This window comes from Hydrogenophaga intermedia, assembly GCF_000723405.1.
Lineage (GTDB): Bacteria > Pseudomonadota > Gammaproteobacteria > Burkholderiales > Burkholderiaceae_C > Hydrogenophaga > Hydrogenophaga intermedia.
In genome coordinates this window covers 133,710-151,214 of the sequence record NZ_CCAE010000001.1, presented here as the reverse complement: position 1 = coordinate 151,214, position 17,505 = coordinate 133,710, and the positions used below count along the sequence as shown (strand labels likewise).

Here is a 17,505-nt window from a genome sequence, read left to right as displayed (position 1 = left end):
TTTGAGGTTTTCCCATGACGGCTGTCCAACGTCCGGGCCAGCGGGCCACCAACGCCCTGCGCCCGGTGCGCATCACCCGTGGCTACACCATGCACGCCGAAGGCTCGGTGCTCATCGAGTTCGGCAACACCAAGGTGCTGTGCACCGCGTCGGTGGAAGAGAAAGTGCCCCCGCACAAGCGCGGCAGCGGCGAAGGCTGGGTGACGGCCGAGTACGGCATGCTGCCGCGCGCCACCCACACCCGCAGTGACCGCGAGGCCGCCAAAGGCAAGCAGAGCGGGCGCACGCAGGAGATCCAGCGCCTTATCGGCCGCTCGTTGCGCGCGGTGTTCGACCTGAAAGCACTCGGCGAACGCTCCATCTCACTCGATTGCGACGTGCTGCAGGCCGATGGCGGCACCCGCACGGCCGCCATCACCGGCGCCTTCGTGGCCGCGCAAGACGCCGTGAGCCGCCTGATGGCCGCGGGCAAACTCACGGCCTCGCCGATCAGGGACCACGTCGCCGCGATTTCCGTGGGCATCCTCGACGGCACGCCGCTGCTCGACCTGGAGTACGTGGAAGACTCCACCTGCGACACCGACATGAATGTGGTGATGACCGGTGCCGGGCACTACGTGGAGGTGCAGGGCACGGCCGAGGGCGTGGCCTTCACGCGCGCCGAGATGGATCAGTTGCTGGTGCTGGCTGAAAAGGGCATCGCCGAACTGGTGGCCCTGCAAAAGGCCGCGCTCAGCGCATGAAGCTGGTCCTGGCGTCCAACAACGCGGGCAAACTGGCCGAGCTGCAGACGCTGTTCGCGCCGCTGGGCGTGCAACTCGTGCGCCAGGCCGACCTGGGCATTCCCGAGGCGCCCGAGCCGCATTGCACCTTCATCGAGAACGCGCTGGCCAAGGCCCGCCACGCCGCGCGCGAAAGCGGTCTGCCGGCCGTGGCCGACGACGCTGGCCTGTGCGTGGAAGCCTTCGGTGGCCTGCCCGGCGTGGACACCGCCTACTACGCGACGCAGCACGGCTACCCCAAGGGCGACGACCACAACGTCACCGCGCTGCTCGAACAGATGCGCGACGTGGGTGACCGCCGTGCCGCGCTGGTCAGCACCCTGGTGGCCTTGCGCCACGCCGACGACCCCGAACCGCTCGTGGCCACGGGTCGCGCGCCCGGCCTCATCACGCGCGAGCGCGTGGGCGACCGGGGCTTCGGCTTCGACCCCGTGATGTTCATCCCCGCGCTGGGCCAGACCTTCGCCCAGCTCGACCCCGAGGTGAAGAACCGGCACAGCCACCGGGGCCAGGCCGCGCGCGCCATGCTGGAACTCATGCGCGAGCGCTGGTTCTCGCCCGCGGCATGAGCGAACCGACCATCAGCCGCGACCCGCGCCACTGGATGCGCCCGGGCACGCTGCAGCTCGCCGCGCTGCCGCAGCTGTCGCTCTACATCCACCTGCCTTGGTGTCTGAAGAAGTGCCCCTACTGCGACTTCAATTCGCATGAGTGGAGCGCCACGGCCGCGCCAGGCGAGGACATGCCCGAGGCGCGCTACCTCGACGCTTTGCGCGCCGATCTCGAGGCATCGCTGCCCCTGGTGTGGGGCCGGCCGGTGCACAGCGTGTTCATCGGCGGCGGCACGCCCAGTCTATTCTCGCCCGAGGCCATCGACCGCCTGCTCGCCGACGTGCGCGCGCGCCTGCCGCTGGAGGCCGACGCCGAGATCACGCTGGAAGCCAACCCCGGCACCTTCGAGAAGGACCGCTTCCGCGCCTTCCGCCAGGCCGGCGTCACGCGGCTGTCGATCGGCGTGCAGAGCTTCGACGACGCGCAGCTCAAGGCCCTGGGTCGGGTGCACAACGGTGCGCAGGCGCGCGCCGCGCTGGAAGAGGCGGCGCAGGTGTTCGACACCTTCAATCTCGACCTGATGTACGCCCTGCCGGGCCAGACGCTCGCGCAGTGCGAGGCCGACCTGCGCACCGCGCTGTCCTTCGCGCCGCCGCACCTGTCGGTCTACCACCTCACGCTGGAACCCAACACCTACTTCGCCAAGTTCCCGCCCCGCCTGCCCAGCGACGACGAGGCCTACGAGATGCTGGACCGCATCACGGCGATCACCGGCGAATCGGGTCTGCAGCGCTACGAGGTGTCGGCTTATGCGCGGCCGGGCCACGCCTGCCGGCACAACCTCAACTACTGGCGTTTTGGCGACTACCTCGGCATCGGCGCGGGTGCCCATGGCAAGCTCAGTTTCGCGCACCGCATCGCGCGCCCGGTGCGTGTGCGCGAACCGCGCCTGTACATGGAACGCGCCCTGGCCGGCGACGCCGTGGCCAGCATGGACGAGGTGCCGCGCGCGCAACTGCCCTTCGAATTCATGCTCAACGCGCTGCGCCTGCGCGAAGGCTTCGCCCTGGCCGACTTCATGGCCAGCACCGGTCTGCCGCTGTCCAGCATCGACACGGCCTTGCGCGAGGCCGAAGCGAAAGGCCTGATCGAGCGCGACGCTCGCCAGGTGCGCCCGACCGAACGCGGCTTCGACTTCCTGAGCGACCTGCAGTCGCTGTTCTTGCCTGGCTGACAAACGCCTGCGCGGCGGGCCTGTGTCAGACCATGCTGAAGCCCACGCGCGTGCGGCCCGCTTCCGACTCGGCTGCTGCGAAGCCGTCGTGCATGCGCGCGATGGCCGCCACGATGGACAGGCCCAGGCCGTGGTGCGGCTTCTCCAGCTCGCAGCGGGAGGCGTCGGCGCGGAAGAAGCGGTCGAACAGGCGCGGCAGGTGCTCGGGCTCGATCGCCGGGCCGGTGTTTTCCACCCACAGCCGCACGCCGTTGTCGCCCTCGCGCAGGATGCGCACGCACAGGCGCGAGTCCTTGTCGGCGTAGCGGATGGCGTTGCCCAGCAAGTTGGACAGCGCGCGCTTGAACAGTGGCTCATCCACGGCGAGCTGCACATCGCCTTCGATGTCGATCGCCAGGCCGGCTTCCTCCATCGGCGCTTCGTGGAACTCCACCACCTGGTTCACCAGTTCAGCCAGGCTCACGGCCGCGCCGCGGCGAGCCTTCACGCCGCGGTCGGCCTGCGCCAGGAACAGCATGTCATTGACGATGCCGGCCAGGCGCTGGAGTTCTTCCAGGTTGGACAGCAGCACCTCCTCGAGCTCGGGTGCGCTGCGCTCGCGGCTCAGCGCCACCTCGGTGTGGCCGATCAGGTTGGCCAGCGGCGTGCGCAGCTCGTGCGCCACGTCGGCGTTGAAGCCCTCGAGCTGCACGTAGGTGCGCTCCACGCGGTGCATGAGGCCGTTGAACTGTTCGATCAGTGGCTGCAGTTCCTCGATGGGCTCGGACAATGCCAGGCGTTGGTCGAGCCGGCGCACATCGATGGCGCGCGTCCGCGCCGCCAGGTCCGCCAGCGGGCGCAAGCTGCAGCGCACGCGCCAGAACGTGGCCCAGGCCACGAAAGCGCCACCCGCCAGCGTGGCCGCCACCAGCAGCAGGGCCATGCGCTGGCCATACTGAGCGTCGCGTGAGCAGTCGATCAGCAACCGGCCTTGCAGGGGTGCGCTTCCGTCGGCGCGCGGAATGTCGAACCGCAACTCGCTCGACGGCGCCGTGTACGGGTCGAAGGTGGGCAGGGGGTCGCGGTAGAACGTGCTGCCATCGGCGCGGTTGATCTGCACGAAATTGCCCGGCCGGCGCTCGCTCAGCCACAGCAGCTTCTGCGTCATCTCGGCCTCGCCGCCGTGCGCGTCGGACTCTTTCAGCACCTCGATGAGCACGTTGGAGTACCCGCGCAATTCCTCCTGCTGCCGCGATTCGAACAGCATCCACGTGGCGGCATAGATCACGGCGAGCAGAACGCCCAGGCCAATGATGGTCTGCACCGCCAGCAGCAGCGACAGGCGCTTGCCGATGGAGTAGGTGCAGGGTGTGGGTTCGGCGTGCAGCTCGGCGGTGGCCGAACTGGTGGGCGGGGCCATGGTGGTGGTGTTCACGCGCGCTCCTCCAGCACATAACCCATGCCGCGCACGTTGTGCAGCAGCTTGGGCCGGAAGGGATCATCCATCTTCGCGCGCAGCCGGCGGATCGCCACCTCGACGACGTTGGTATCGGAGTCGAAGTTCATGTCCCACACCTGCTCGGCCAGCGTGGTGCGCGACAGGATTTGTCCTTTGCGGCGCGCCAGCAGAGCCAGCAGCGCGAACTCCTTGGCCGTCAGCTCCAGCCGCTGGCCCGCGCGAGAGGCCTTGCGGCTGAGCAGGTCCATCTCCAGGTCGCTGATGGTGAGCTTGCTGTTGGTGGCTTCCGCATTGGCCGCCGGGCCCCGGCGCAACAAGGCGCCGATGCGCGCGAGCAATTCGGAGAAGGCGAACGGCTTGACAAGGTAGTCGTCGGCACCCGATTGCAGGCCGCGCACACGGTCCTCCACCAGGTCGCGCGCGGTGAGCATGAGCACCGGGGTGTTGCGCTTCTCACGCAGGGCGGACAGCACGCCGAAACCGTCCACGCCCGGCAACATGATGTCGAGCACCACGAGCTGGTAGTCGCCTTCGGTGGCGAGGTAGCGGCCTTCGATGCCGTCGCGAGCAACGTCGACCGTGTAGCCAGCTTCGCTCAGACCACGTTTGACGTAGTCGGCTTGCTTGGCTTCGTCTTCGATGACCAGGATGCGCATGGCGTGGGGTGGGTGAATGGATGGCGCGCTATCCGATTGCGCGCTATGAAATTGTCACGGAAAGTGAGTGCGCAGTGGGTTACGAATACGTAATTCAGGCGTTCGGGAAACGACAGACCCGGTTTCTACAGTTCTTCCCATGCCGACGCAGACCGGCTTCCCAAGTGTCTCCTCTCTCCACCGTCTTCAACCTGTCGTCTCCAAAGGAACTGTCATGAAAACCTCGCAACTCGTCCTCCTGCCCATCGCCTTCGCCCTGACCGCCGGTGCCGCCTTCGCCGAAGGCCCCATCGAAGGCAACGAAGTCTTCAACTTTCAGTCGACCCTGAGCCGCGCCGAAGTGCAAGCCCAGGTCGCACCGGCCTACCAGGCCGACCAGATCGCCCGCGGCGAAGCCAACCCCGCGCAAGCCCAGGCCACCGTGGTCGCCAGCGGCCTGACCCGCGCCCAGGTGCTGGCCGAAGCCGCAGAAGCCCGCCGTCTGGGCGTGGTGGTTCGCGGTGAACTGCAGCCCGTGGCCACGCCCGAGCAGGCCGAGCTGATCCGCCTGGCCGGCCTGCGCGCCGTGCAGGGCAACGCCGTGGTGCAAGGCCAGGGCAGCGTCCAGGTCAACTGATCCCGTCACCGTTTGTCTCCTCCAAGGATTTGAGGCAGCCCTCACGGGCTGCCTCTTTTTTTGTGTGTTCCACCAGCGGGCATGCGGCCCATAATGCGCGCGTTCCTCACCTCGGGATTCACCAGGAGACGCGATGTCGCAGACCCCCGTTCAGCGCCGCATCAACGCCATCTTCTCGCGGCAGGCCGGTGGTCAGCAGCGGCCGGCGTTCTTCGACATCGACCAGACCTACCCGGCCCTGCGCGTGCTGGACCGGCACCAGGACGCCATCCGCACCGAGCTCGAGGCGCTGTTGCAAGAGCGCGAGCGCATCCCCCGCTACCACGAGGTCTCCAAGGTCGAGACCTACATCTCCGGCACCGTCAATCCCGACAAGAGCTGGCGCGTGTTCATGCTGTCCACGGTGGATGGCGAGGTGTCCGCCAACGCCGGCAAATGCCCGAACACCATGGCCGCGCTGCGCCAGGTGCCCAACCTGCTCGGCGCCTTCTTCTCCATCCTCGACCCGGGCAAGTCCATCCCCGCGCACGATGGCCCCTACACCGGCTACTTGCGCTACCACCTGGCCCTGAAGGTGCCTGCCGAGAACCCGCCCACCCTGCGTGTGAAGGACCAGTTCCACACCTGGACGAACGGCCACAGCATCCTCTTCGACGACAGCTGGAGCCACGAGGTCATCAACCATGCCAGCGACATCCGCGTCGTGCTCATCGTGGACGTGCTGCGGCCCATGCCCTGGCCCTATCGCATGCTCAACCTCCTTCTCACCCGAGTGCTGGGGCGTTACTCGGAAGAGGTGAAGGCGATCCGGGCCAACCTGAAGAAGTACGCCTAGGGGGTCTGGTTTGTTGCACCGCCCCTTGCGCCTGCTGGCCGCCGTTCTGTGCGGCGCGGCCGCGCTGGGTGCGCGGGCCGAGCCCGGCTTCGTGCCCGACGGCCCGCAGGCCGCCGCTTACGGGCAGGCCCAGGGCTACCCGGTGCCCCCGCCCGGCACGAAGCGCGAGGGCCTCAAGCAGGAGCACTACGTGGGCCTGCACAGCCACTACGACCAGTTCCGCCCCCTGCGCGAGGTGCCCACCTCGGCCACGCCGTCGCCCTTGTCGCGGGCGTCGGGCAGCCTTGAGCTGACGTACCAGCACGAAGGCCGCACCCACACCCTGGCCGACTACCTGCGCCGCCACCCCGTCACGGGCCTGCTCATCGCGCGCGACACGGACATCCTCTTCGAGCACTACCAGTACGGCCGCAAGGACAGCGACCGTTTCCTGTCCCATTCGCTGGCCAAGACCATCACCGGCCTGCTCGTGGGCGCGGCGCTGGAAGACCGCGCCATCCGCTCGCTCGACGACCCCGTGTCCGCCTACGTGCCCGAACTGGCGGGCACGGCCTACGGCGCCACGCCCCTTCACGCCTTGCTGCCCATGGCCTCCGGCATCGGCTTTCGGGAAACGTACCAGCCGGACGACGACGTGCGCCGCCTCATCGACGGGCTCATCGGCCCCGCGGCCATGGGCGCGGTGGCGGCGGTGCGCCAGTTCGACTCGCGCGTGGCCGAGCCGGGCCGGGTGTTCCACTACTCCAGCGCCGACTCGCAGGTGCTGGGCATGGCCGTCAGCCGCGCGGTGGGCATGCCCTTGCCCGACTACTTCAGCCGCCGCCTGTGGGCCCCACTGGGGGCGGAAGCGAACGCCGCCTGGGACGCGGACGCCGCGGGCGACGCGCTCAGCTTCTGCTGCGTGGTGGCCCGCCTGCGCGACTGGGCGCGCCTGGGGCTCATGATCGCCCACGACGGGCGCTGGAATGGCCGGCAGGTGGTGTCCCGCCCCTGGATCCACGAGGCCACCACGCCGCCGCGCGGCCTGGGCGCGAATTACGGCTATCAGATCTGGCTGTCCGGCGAAACGCCGCGCTACTACGCCATGCGCGGCATCCTGGGCCAGGCGGTGCTCATCGACCCCATCACGCGCTTCGTGCTGGTGCAGACGGCAGTGAACCTCAACCCCAACGACCCGGGCGCCTCGGCCGAACTCACGGCGCTGTGGCAGGCGCTCCTGGCGCAGCACGGTCCGCCCGGGCGCTTCGGGCGGACCTGGTAAGCCGCCGGCTTACTGCAGTTCGGGGATCTGCTTGACCAGATCCTCGCGCGTCAGGCGCGGGAACATCTCGGCGTACATGTAGCTGTAGCCCTCGTTCTGCCACTTGGCCAGGTCGATCACGGCGGCCGGCACCACGGTGATCACGTCGTAGAACTCGTCGGGCTTGTAGCCGCGCGAGCGCGCCGCGTTGGCGCAGACGCGGATCGTCACGCCCGCGTCGCTCAGGGCCTTGAGCTCTTCGTACATGTCGGGGTAGGCCGCGCGGTTCAGGCGGGAGAAGGCGTGCAGTTCATTGCCGTGCGCCACGATGACGATGTGCGACTTCGGGTCGCCGTACTCTTTGATGGCGCGCAGGTGGTTCTTGACGTAGCCGAAAGCGGCCTTGCCTTCCAGGGGCTTTGAAAAATTGAAGTCGTACAGCGCTTTTTGGGGCAGGTAGCGCGTGCCGTCGAACTTGGAGGGGTCGTTGGGGCCGGCGAGGGCGGTGCCGCTGAAGAGCAGGGCGGCGGCGAGAGGCGCGAGGGCGCGGCGGGTGAGGGGCATTCGGATCTCCGGTGAACGATGGAACGGGTCAATGTGTGTCAGTTGACCCGTCAACTTTACCGGCGATGCCACGAGAGTGGCGGAGACTGTGAGATTCGAACTCACGGACCCTTGCGGGTCGGCAGTTTTCAAGACTGCTGGTTTAAACCGCTCACCCAAGTCTCCGCGGAGGCTGGGATTCTAGTGCGGCCGGCCCCGGGGCGCACCGGCGCGGGCGGCCGAGGCCATCAGGCCGGCTGCGCCGCCTTCAACAAGCCCCGCGTCTCGATGAAGCGCACCACCTCGTCCACCCCGGCCAGGGTCTTCAGGTTGGTCATCACCCAGGGGCGGCGCTGCGCGTCGGGGCGCATGCGCGCGGTGTCGGCCTTCATCACCTCCAGGTCGGCGCCCACGTGCGGCGCCAGGTCGGTCTTGTTGATGACGAAGAGGTCGCTCTTGGTGATGCCGGGGCCGCCCTTGCGCGGAATCTTTTCGCCGGCCGCCACGTCGATGACGTAGATCGTGAGGTCGCTCAACTCGGGGCTGAAGGTGGCGGCCAGGTTGTCGCCGCCGCTTTCCACGAAGACGATGTCGGCGTCCGGGAAGCGCTCCAGCATGCGGTCGATGGCCTCGAGGTTGATGGAGGCGTCCTCGCGGATGGCGGTGTGCGGGCAGCCGCCCGTTTCCACGCCCAGGATGCGGTCGGCCGGCAGCGCGCCGCTCACGGTGAGCAGGCGCTGGTCTTCCTTGGTGTAGATGTCGTTGGTGATGGCGATGAGGTCGTAGCGCTCGCGCATGGCCTTGCAGAGCATCTCCAGCAGGGTGGTCTTGCCGGAACCCACCGGGCCGCCGATGCCCACGCGCAGCGGGGGCAGGGGCTTGGTGCGGTTCGGAATGTGGTGCAGCGGTGTGCTCATGATCGGAACAGGCGTGAGTACTGGGTTTCGTGGCGCGCCGAGAGGATGGCGAGCATGGGGGTGAAGGCCTGGCGTTGCTCGTCGCTGCCGCGCGCGATGGCCTCGTCCACGGCGGCGGGGATCTCGACCACCAGGCGCGCGAGCAGGCGCTGGCCCGTGCCCTGGCCCAGTGGCACGGCCTTGATGGCGGCCTGCACCATGTTCTCGGCCCAGCCGAAGGCCAGGCCGATCACGGCCTCGCGCACGGTGGCCTCGCCCTTCGCGGCGGCGCAGGCGGCGGCCACGGGCCAGGTGGGTGGGCTCAGCGCGGCGTCGCGCAAGGCCGCGTGCACGGCCGCGCCGTGTTCGCCCAGGGCCTGGGCCCAGGCCAGCAGGGACTTGCCCATCTGCTCGCTCTGCAGGCGCAGCTCGCTGGTCTCGCGCGTGGTCAGTACCCACTGATTGAGCGCGCGCACGCGGTCCAGGTCGTGGGCACGCCAAGCGCTGATCGCCTCTGCCATCACCGCGAGGTCGCTGCGGGCCTGGCCCAGGTGCAACTGGTCGATGAGCCAGGTGCCCACGCCGGCCTCGTCGTTCGCCAGGCCGGCGTCGATGGCCGCCTCCAGGCCTTCGGAGTAGGAAAAGCCGCCCACTGGCAGGGCCGGCGAGGCCAGCCACAGCGTGCGCAGCAGGCCCGCGTCAGTGGTCGTGCGAATGGCCGTGTTCGTGGTCATGGTGGTGGCCCTGTCCGCCGTACGCCCCGCCTTCGGGTTCGAAGGCCTCGCTCACCTCGGCCACGTCCAGGTGCATGGCGCGCAGCATGTCGGCCAGCACGTGGTCGGGTTCGATCTTCAGGTGGTCGGGCTTCAGCTCGATCGGCACGTGCCGGTTGCCCAGGTGGTAGGCGGCGCGCATCAGGTCGAAGGCCTGCTCGGCCTGCGGGTGCGCGGGGCAGGCGGTGATGCGCAGCACCGCCTGCGGCGCCGCGATCACGCGCACGAGTTCGCCCTCGGCCGTGACCAGCACGTCTCCGCCACGCACCACGCTGCCACGCGGAAGGAAGACGGCCAGGGCGCGGCCATCGCTCAGGCGCGCGTCGAAGCGGCTCTTCTGGCGGATGTCCCAGTCCAGTTCCACCGTGGGCGCGCGTTTCAGCAGTACGGGCGCCAGGCCCTTGCCACCGGCGATGAGTTTCGAGGCTTGTTGCATCAGAAGAGGAAGTAGCGCTGCGCCATGGGCAGCACGGTGGCGGGCTCGCAGGTGAGCAGTTGGCCGTCGGCGCGCACGCTGTAGGTCTGCGCGTCGATCTCCATCGTCGGCAGCCAGGCGTTGTGCACCATGTGCGTCTTGTTCACGCCACGGCAGCCCTTCACGGCCGACAAGGTCTTCTTCAATCCGTAGCGCTCGCCCACGCCCCCGTCCAGCGCGGCCTGCGAGACGAAGCTCAGGCTGCCGCGCGCCAGCGCCCCGCCATACGCGCCGAATTGCGGGCGGAAGTGCACCGGCTGCGGCGTGGGGATGGACGCGTTCGGGTCGCCCATGGCCGCCAGCGCGATGCTGCCGCCCTTGAGCACGATGAAGGGCTTCACGCCGAAGAAGGCCGGCTTCCACAGCACCAGGTCGGCCCACTTGCCCACCTCCAGGGAGCCCACGATGTGCGAGATGCCGTGCGCGATGGCCGGGTTGATCGTGTACTTGGCGATGTAGCGCTTGACGCGGGTGTTGTCGCTGCGCGAGGAATCCCCGGCCAGCGTGCCGCGCTGCACTTTCATCTTGTGCGCCGTCTGCCAGGTGCGCAGGATCACCTCGCCTACGCGGCCCATGGCCTGGCTGTCGCTGCTCATCATGCTGATGGCGCCCAGGTCGTGCAGGATGTCCTCGGCCGCGATCGTTTCCTTGCGGATGCGGCTCTCGGCGAAGGCCAGGTCCTCGGGAATGCCCGCGTCCAGGTGGTGGCACACCATGAGCATGTCGACGTGTTCGTCGAGCGTGTTCACGGTGTAGGGCATGGTGGGGTTGGTGGAGGAGGGCAGGAAGTTCTTCTCGCCCACCACGCGCAGGATGTCGGGCGCATGGCCGCCTCCGGCGCCTTCGGTGTGGAAGGCGCAGAGCGTGCGGCCTTTCCCCGTCGCATCTTTTGTCGCTTCGATCGTGTTTTCCACGAAGCCCGACTCATTGAGCGTGTCACTGTGGATCGCCACCTGCGTGTCAGTCTCTTCCGCCACGGCCAGGCACTGGTCGATGGCCGAGGGCGTGGTGCCCCAGTCCTCGTGCAGCTTCAAGCCGATCACGCCGGCGTCGATCTGTTCGCGCAGCGCGTCGGGCCGGCTGGCGTTGCCCTTGCCCAGGAAGCCGATATTCATCGGCAGGCCGTCGGCCGCCTGCAGCATGCGCTCGATGTGCCAGGGCCCGGGCGTGCAGGTGGTGGCGAAGGTGCCCGTGGCCGGGCCGGTGCCGCCGCCCAGCATGGTGGTGATGCCCGAGGCCAGGGCCTCGTCGATCTGCTGCGGGCAGATGAAGTGGATGTGGCTGTCGATGCCGCCGGCCGTGACGATCATGCCCTCGCAGGCGATGACCTCGGTGCCCGGGCCGATGACGATGTCCACCCCCGGCTGGGTGTCGGGGTTGCCCGCCTTGCCGACGGCGGCGATGTGGCCGTCCTTCAGGCCGATGTCGGCCTTCACGATGCCCCAGTGGTCGATGATGAGCGCGTTGGTGAGCACGGTGTCGACGGCGCCCTGCGCTCGGGAGCGCTGCGATTGCGCCATGCCGTCACGGATGGTCTTGCCGCCGCCGAACTTCACTTCTTCACCGTAGCCGCCCGCGGCCAGTGTGAAGTCCTTCTCCACCTCGATCATCAGTTCGGTGTCGGCCAGCCGCACGCGGTCGCCCACGGTGGGGCCGAACATGTCCGCGTAGGCGCGGCGGTTGATGCTTGCCATCAGAGCTTCCCTTGCGTGAGGCCGCGAAAACCGAAGACGATGCGATCGCCCGCGTAGTCCACCAGTTCCACCGTGCGCTGCTGGCCGGGCTCGAAGCGCACGGCCGTGCCGCTGGCGATGTTCAAGCGCTTGCCGCGCGCGGCGGCGCGGTCGAAGTCGAGCGCGCCGTTGGTCTCGGCGAAGTGGTAGTGCGAGCCGACCTGGATGGGCCGCGTCGCGGTGTTCTTCACCACCAGCGTCGTGGCGGGTCGGCCGGGGTTGAGGGCGTGCTCGCCCTCATCGAGGAGGTATTCGCCGGGCGTCATGGTCATCCGGCCAGCAGGCCCCAGCCCATGTTCAGGCCCATCAACGCCACCACCGCGCCGGCCGTGCGCGTCCACCACACGCTGTGGCGCAGCAGCAGCTGGCCCAGGCCGATGCCGGCCACGTGCAGCAGGGCCGTGCCCGCCACCATGCCCAGCAGCGCCGCCAGGCCGCCGAGCTCCTGGCCATGCGCCGCGCCGTGGAACAGCGCGAAGGCGCCGACCAGCAGCGCGCCCGCGGCCTCCGGCAGCTTCGCGCGCGCCGCCAGCAGCAGGCCCACCACCAGCATCGACACGGCGATCATGGGTTCGATGGCCGGAAAGCCAACGCCGCCCTGCGCGAGCAGCGCGCCCGCGAACAGCGTCAGCGCGAAGGCCAGCGGCGCGATCCAGAAGCGGCGCGTGGTCTCCGCGCTCCACACCCCCACGGCCACCATGGCGGCCAGGTGGTCCAGCCCGGTGATGGGGTGCAGGAAGCCGGTGAGGAAACCGCCGTGGTGCTCGCCGCCGTCGGCGCCCACGTGGGCCAGCGTCAGCGAGGCCGTGCCCGCCAGGGCCAGGGTCGCGATGGTCTTGATGAGATGCGAACGGGTCATTCTTCTGTGCTCCTCGGTTCAGGCAATCGGTTGGTGGACGGTGACCAGCTTGGTCCCGTCGGGAAAGGTGGCTTCCACCTGGATGTCGGGAATCATCTCGGCCACGCCGTCCATCACGTCGGTGCGCGTGAGCACGGCGCGTCCCTCGCTCATGAGCTGCGCCACGGTCTTGCCGTCGCGCGCGCCCTCCATCACGGCGGCGGTGATGAGGGCGATGGCCTCGGGGTGGTTGAGCTTGAGGCCGCGGGCCTTGCGGCGCTCGGCCAGCAGGGCGGCGGTGAAGATGAGCAGCTTGTCCTTCTCGCGCGGGGTCAGGTCCATGGTTTGGCGGTTCTCCTCCAGGGTAGGTCAGCAAGACGCATACCCGGTGAGGGTAATGGCATGAAAGCTGCACCGCCAGCCCCGTGAACGCCACGCCCGTCGACCTCGCCAATGCCCCGGAGCCCCGTGCGACCGACGCGCCCCAGCGCATCATCAAGGTGCGGCGCGACTACAACAGCTGGGTCGGCAGCGAGACCATGGAAGACTATGCGCTGCGCTTCACGCCGCAGCGCTTTCGCAAATGGAGCGAATGGCGCGTGGCCAACACCGCCTTCGGCGTGGCCTCCTTCCTCATCCTGGAAGCCGTGGGCGCCACGCTGCTGGTCACCTACGGCTTCACCAACGCCGCGCTCGCCATCCTGGCCACGGGCCTGATCATCTTCCTGGCCGGCCTACCCATCAGCGTCTACGCGGCGCGCCACGGCGTGGACATGGACCTGCTCACGCGCGGCGCGGGTTTCGGCTACATCGGCTCCACCATCACCTCGCTCATCTACGCCTCGTTCACCTTCATCTTCTTCGCGCTGGAGGCCGCCGTCATGGCCTACGCGCTCGAACTCGCGCTGGACATCCCACCCGCCTGGGGCTATCTCATTTGCGCGCTGGTGGTGATCCCTCTGGTGACGCACGGTGTCTCCGTCATCAGCCGCTTCCAGATGTGGACCCAGCCGCTGTGGCTGGTGATGATGGTGGTGCCCTTCATCGCCGTGGCCGTGCACGCCCCCGGCACATTCGCCGAGGTGGTGCACTACGCGGGTGCATCCGGCACCGCTGTGGGGTTCGATTGGCACCTGTTTGGTGCCGCACTCACCGTGGGCATCGCGCTCATCACGCAGATGGGCGAGCAGGCCGACTACCTGCGCTTCATGCCCGCGCGCCAACCTGGGCGCGGCCTGCGCTGGTGGGCGGGCGTCATCGCGGGCGGGCCGGGCTGGGTGGTGATCGGGGTGCTCAAGATGCTGGGCGGCGCGGTGCTGGCCTACCTGGCCATCCGCCACATGGTGCCGCCCGAGCGCGCGGTGGACCCGAACCAGATGTACCTGGCCGCGTACGACTTCCTCATGCCCTACGGCTGGGCGGTGGCGGCCACGGCGCTGTTCGTGGTGGTCTCGCAGCTCAAGATCAACGTCACCAACGCCTACGCGGGCTCGCTGGCCTGGAGCAACTTTTTCTCGCGCCTCACGCACCACCACCCGGGCCGTGTGGTGTGGGTGGTGTTCAACACCTTCATCGCCTTCCTGCTGATGGAGATGAACGTCTTCCAGGCCCTGGGCCAGGTGCTGGGCGTGTACTCCAACATCGCCATCGCCTGGATCATGGCCGTGGTGGCCGACCTGGTGATCAACAAGCCCCTGGGCTTGAGCCCGCCCGGCATCGAGTTCAAACGCGCGCACCTGTACGACATCAATCCCGTGGGCGTGGGCGCCATGGTGCTGGCCTCGGTGCTCTCGGTGGTCGCGCACATGGGGCTCATGGGGCCCGCGGCCGAGGCCTTCTCGGCGGTGATCGCCATGGTCACGGCCTTCGTGGCGGCGCCAACCATCGCATGGCTCACGAAGGGGCGCTTCTACATCGCACGGCGCACCGAACCCGGTGGCTACTCGCGCCTGGTGCCGCAGCGCTGTGTCATCTGCGAGCAGGTGTATGAAGGCCCCGACATGGCGCACTGCCCGGCGTACCAGGGCCCCATCTGCTCGCTGTGCTGCACGCTGGACGCGCGCTGCGGCGACCTGTGCAAGCCGCACGCGCGCCTGTCGGTGCAGTGGAGCGACGCGCTGCGCCACCTGTTGCCGCAACGCATGTGGCCCTACCTGGACGCGGGTCTGGCGCATTACCTGCTGCTCATGCTCGTCGTGGCGCCCTTGCTGGCCGCCGTGCTGGGCCTCATGTACCGGCAGGAGGTGCAGACGCTGGCCATCGAAATCGGCGGCAGCGCCTCCATGCTCGACACCGCCTTGCGATCGGGCTTTCTGCGCGTGTACGCCGTGCTGCTGCTCATCGCGGCCACCGTGGCCTGGTGGCTGGTGCTCGCGCACAAGAGCCGCGAGGTCGCGCAGGAAGAGTCGAACCGCCAGACGCGGCTGCTGATGCAGGAAATCGAATCGCACCGCCGCACCGACGAGGCCCTGCAGCAGGCGCGCCACGCCGCCGAGCAGGCCAACCAGGCCAAGACGCGCTACATCAGCACCATCAGCCACGAGTTGCGCACGCCGCTCAACAGCATCCTGGGCTACGCGCAACTGCTGCAGGAAGACAGCGGCCTGGCGCCGCACCGCGCGCAGGCCATCCGCGTCATCCACCGCGGCGGCGAGCACCTGCTCTCGCTCATCGAAGGCACGCTGGACATCGCGCGCATCGAGTCCGGCAAGCTCGCGCTCGACGTCAAGCCCATGGCCTTTGCGGCCACGCTGGCCGAGGTGGCGGGCCTGTTCGAGCTGCAGGCCGCGGCCAAGGGCCTGCGCTTCGTCTACGACACCGACGGCCGACTGCCCGAGGCCGTGCGCGCCGATGAGAAGCGCGTGCGCCAGATCCTCATCAACCTGCTGGGCAACGCGGTGAAGTTCACGCGCCGCGGCGAGGTGCGCCTGCGCGTGCGCCACGCGCGCGAGATGGCCCAGTTCGAGGTGCACGACACCGGCCCCGGCATGAGCAGCGGCGAGGTGGAGCGCGTGTTCGAACCCTTCGCGCGCGGGCAGGGCGGCGCCGAAGTCACCGGTACCGGGCTGGGCCTCACCATCGCCAAGATGCTCACCGACCTGATGGGCGGGGAGCTCACGGTGCGCAGCACGCCGGGCCAGGGCTGCGTGTTCACCGTGCGCCTGTTCCTGCCCGAGATGCAGGGCGCGCTGCCCGTGCGCGAGCGCGTCGAACAGCCCCTGGGCTACGAGGGCGCGGCCCGGCGCGTGCTCGTGGTGGACAACGAAGAGGCCGACCGAGAGTTGCTGCAGCGTTGGCTGGAGCCGCTGGGCTTCGAGGTGCAACTGGCGCGCAGCGGCGACCACGCGCTGGAGCTGCTGGCTGGCCTGCAGCCCGGCGACCCAGGCGCCCCGCACGCGGTGTTCCTCGACCTCGCGATGCCCGGCATCGACGGCTGGGAGACGCGGCGCCGCCTGCGCGCGGGTGGCTGGGCGGGCGTGCCCCTGGCCATCGTCTCGGCCAACGCCTTCGACAAGGGCCTGCACAGCGAACTGGACCCCGGCGAGGCCTTGCCGCCGCAAGACTTCTTCGTCAAGCCGGTGCGGCGCTCGGAACTGCTGGCCTGGCTCGCGCAGTGCCTGGACCTGCGCTGGACCGAGACGCCGGTCGATACCCAGCCACAGCCCGCTCCCGCCGCATCGGCGCGGCCCGCGCGCGACGAGATCGAGCCCCTGCTCGAACTCGTGCGCCTGGGCTACACGCGCGGGATCCTGCAATGGCTGGACGACTGGGTGCGCCGCCACCCCGAACGCGCCGGCCTCGCGGCCACGCTGGCCTCGCTCGCGCGCGAGTTCCGCTTCGAGGCCATCGAACACCAGCTCATGCACGGCCATGCCTGAGCCCCTCGACCCGACCCCTTTGCCCGCGCGCCTGCCGCGCGGCGAGCACCGCGTGGTGCTCATCGTCGACGACGTGCCCGACAACGTGGCGCCGCTGCACGACGCGCTGGACGAAGCGGGCTACACCGTGCTCGTCGCACTGGATGGCGAAAGCGCCATTCGCCGCGCGTTGCAAGCGCTGCCCGACGTGGTGCTGCTGGACGCGGTGATGCCCGGCATCGACGGCTTCGAGGTCGCGCGTCGCCTCAAGGCCGATCCGGCCACCGCCGGCATCCCCATCATCTTCATGACCGGCCTGACCGAGACCGAGCACCTGGAGGCCGCGTTCGCCGCCGGCAGCGTGGACTACGTGACCAAGCCCATCAGGCCGCGCGAGGTGATGGCCCGCATGGGTGTGCATCTCAAGCAAGCGCGTGAGAAGCGCGAGGGTGCGCTGGAGCGCAGCCAGGCGCGGCACGCGCTCGATGCCTTCGGCTACGCCACCATCACCGTGCGCGCCAGTGACGGCCGCCTGCTGTGGCAGACCCCGCTGGCGCGCGAGCTGCTGCGCCAGCACGGGGCGGGGGACTCGCTGCACGCGCCCGACGCGGTGCTGCAGTGGCTGCGCCGCCACCTGGCCGACGCGCAGGCCCTGCGCGAGCCACCGCGCCTCACCTTGGCGAACGGCCCGCGGCGCCTCACCTTTCGCCTGCACCAGCGCGTGGGAGACGAGGACAGCGACCCGCTTGGCCAGGGCGACTGGCTCATCGTGATGCAGGAAAGCTCGGACGAATCGGCCTTCAGCGCGCTCTCGCATGCTTTCGGGCTCACGGCGCGCGAGGCCGAGGTGCTCTACTGGGTCGTCAAGGGCAAGATCAACCGCGACATCGCCGACATCCTGGGCGCCAGCCCCGCCACGGTGAAGAAGCACCTGGAGCGCATCCACGCCAAGATGGGCGTGGAGACGCGCACGGCGGCGGCGGCGATGGCGATCAACCGGGTGCGGCAGCTGGAGGCGCCGGCGGGGTGATGGCGAC

General features: G+C 69.1%; 18 protein-coding genes and 1 tRNA gene. 8 read left to right on the top strand and 11 right to left on the bottom strand.

The window, feature by feature from the left end:
- The first annotated feature begins 14 nt into the window (after positions 1-14).
- From rph to hemW, 3 genes are read left to right on the top strand one after another with little or no spacing between them, the layout of a single operon-like run.
- Positions 15-743 (top strand): ribonuclease PH, encoded by a 729-nt coding sequence (rph, locus tag BN948_RS00730; RefSeq protein WP_009519950.1) that lies wholly within the window; start codon positions 15-17, stop codon positions 741-743.
- Positions 740-1,351, top strand: a complete 612-nt coding sequence (gene rdgB, locus BN948_RS00725) for an RdgB/HAM1 family non-canonical purine NTP pyrophosphatase (protein ID WP_009519951.1) — start codon at positions 740-742, stop codon at positions 1,349-1,351. The genes rph and rdgB overlap by 4 nt, the downstream gene beginning before the upstream one ends.
- Positions 1,348-2,568 carry a radical SAM family heme chaperone HemW gene (gene hemW / locus BN948_RS00720; protein WP_009519952.1) on the top strand — a complete coding sequence of 407 codons (1,221 nt, stop codon included), beginning with the start codon at positions 1,348-1,350 and terminating at the stop codon, positions 2,566-2,568. The genes rdgB and hemW overlap by 4 nt, the downstream gene beginning before the upstream one ends.
- A gap of 25 nt (positions 2,569-2,593) precedes the next feature.
- On the opposite strand, the gene BN948_RS00715 is transcribed toward hemW, so the two are convergent.
- Together BN948_RS00715 and BN948_RS00710 are read right to left on the bottom strand one after the other, a co-directional pair.
- Complete coding sequence (locus BN948_RS00715; RefSeq protein WP_009519953.1) at positions 2,594-3,982, bottom strand: heavy metal sensor histidine kinase; 1,389 nt, start codon at positions 3,980-3,982, stop codon at positions 2,594-2,596.
- Positions 3,979-4,662 carry a heavy metal response regulator transcription factor gene (locus tag BN948_RS00710; RefSeq protein WP_009519954.1) on the bottom strand — a complete coding sequence of 228 codons (684 nt, stop codon included), beginning with the start codon at positions 4,660-4,662 and terminating at the stop codon, positions 3,979-3,981. The genes BN948_RS00715 and BN948_RS00710 overlap by 4 nt, the downstream gene beginning before the upstream one ends.
- Before the next feature lie 214 nt (positions 4,663-4,876).
- Between BN948_RS00710 and BN948_RS00705 the strand changes: the two genes are divergently transcribed.
- The 3 genes from BN948_RS00705 (at position 4,877) to BN948_RS00695 (ending at position 7,374) form a co-directional block, all read left to right on the top strand.
- Complete coding sequence (locus BN948_RS00705; RefSeq protein ID WP_009519955.1) at positions 4,877-5,278, top strand: DUF4148 domain-containing protein; 402 nt, start codon at positions 4,877-4,879, stop codon at positions 5,276-5,278.
- A 133-nt stretch (positions 5,279-5,411) separates the two neighbouring features.
- The gene (locus BN948_RS00700; RefSeq protein ID WP_009519956.1) at positions 5,412-6,113 is read left to right on the top strand and encodes an aspartyl/asparaginyl beta-hydroxylase domain-containing protein; all 702 of its coding nucleotides are present in this window, start codon (positions 5,412-5,414) and stop codon (positions 6,111-6,113) included.
- 10 nt (positions 6,114-6,123) lie between these two features.
- Positions 6,124-7,374, top strand: a complete 1,251-nt coding sequence (locus BN948_RS00695) for a serine hydrolase domain-containing protein (protein WP_009519957.1) — start codon at positions 6,124-6,126, stop codon at positions 7,372-7,374.
- A gap of 9 nt (positions 7,375-7,383) precedes the next feature.
- On the opposite strand, the gene BN948_RS00690 is transcribed toward BN948_RS00695, so the two are convergent.
- The 9 genes from BN948_RS00690 to BN948_RS00650 all read right to left on the bottom strand — a co-directional run bounded on the left by BN948_RS00690 (position 7,384) and on the right by BN948_RS00650 (position 12,953).
- On the bottom strand, positions 7,384-7,917 hold the full coding sequence (locus BN948_RS00690) for a DsrE family protein (RefSeq protein WP_009519958.1): 534 nt from the start codon (positions 7,915-7,917) through the stop codon (positions 7,384-7,386).
- A 77-nt stretch (positions 7,918-7,994) separates the two neighbouring features.
- A tRNA-Ser gene (locus tag BN948_RS00685) sits at positions 7,995-8,082 on the bottom strand.
- A gap of 62 nt (positions 8,083-8,144) precedes the next feature.
- Entirely contained in the window at positions 8,145-8,813 is a 669-nt protein-coding gene (ureG, locus tag BN948_RS00680; protein ID WP_009519959.1) for an urease accessory protein UreG, read from the bottom strand.
- Positions 8,810-9,526, bottom strand: coding sequence for an urease accessory protein UreF (locus BN948_RS00675; protein WP_009519960.1), 717 nt, complete (start codon positions 9,524-9,526; stop codon positions 8,810-8,812). The genes ureG and BN948_RS00675 overlap by 4 nt, the downstream gene beginning before the upstream one ends.
- Positions 9,492-10,001, bottom strand: a complete 510-nt coding sequence (gene ureE, locus BN948_RS00670) for an urease accessory protein UreE (protein WP_009519961.1) — start codon at positions 9,999-10,001, stop codon at positions 9,492-9,494. The genes BN948_RS00675 and ureE overlap by 35 nt, the downstream gene beginning before the upstream one ends.
- Positions 10,001-11,734, bottom strand: a complete 1,734-nt coding sequence (ureC, locus tag BN948_RS00665) for an urease subunit alpha (protein WP_009519962.1) — start codon at positions 11,732-11,734, stop codon at positions 10,001-10,003. The genes ureE and ureC overlap by 1 nt, the downstream gene beginning before the upstream one ends.
- Entirely contained in the window at positions 11,734-12,039 is a 306-nt protein-coding gene (locus BN948_RS00660; RefSeq protein WP_035619970.1) for an urease subunit beta, read from the bottom strand. The genes ureC and BN948_RS00660 overlap by 1 nt, the downstream gene beginning before the upstream one ends.
- A 2-nt stretch (positions 12,040-12,041) precedes the next feature.
- The gene (locus tag BN948_RS00655; RefSeq protein ID WP_009519964.1) at positions 12,042-12,632 is read right to left on the bottom strand and encodes a HupE/UreJ family protein; all 591 of its coding nucleotides are present in this window, start codon (positions 12,630-12,632) and stop codon (positions 12,042-12,044) included.
- A gap of 18 nt (positions 12,633-12,650) precedes the next feature.
- Positions 12,651-12,953 (bottom strand): urease subunit gamma, encoded by a 303-nt coding sequence (locus BN948_RS00650; RefSeq protein WP_009519965.1) that lies wholly within the window; start codon positions 12,951-12,953, stop codon positions 12,651-12,653.
- An 83-nt stretch (positions 12,954-13,036) separates the two neighbouring features.
- Here BN948_RS00650 and BN948_RS00645 point away from each other — a divergent pair, with 83 nt between their 5' ends.
- Positions 13,037-16,489: an ATP-binding protein gene (locus BN948_RS00645; RefSeq protein WP_009519966.1), complete on the top strand. Its 3,453-nt coding sequence runs from the start codon at positions 13,037-13,039 to the stop codon at positions 16,487-16,489.
- Positions 16,482-17,498 (top strand): response regulator, encoded by a 1,017-nt coding sequence (locus BN948_RS00640; protein ID WP_009519967.1) that lies wholly within the window; start codon positions 16,482-16,484, stop codon positions 17,496-17,498. The genes BN948_RS00645 and BN948_RS00640 overlap by 8 nt, the downstream gene beginning before the upstream one ends.
- The last annotated feature ends 7 nt before the right edge of the window (positions 17,499-17,505 follow it).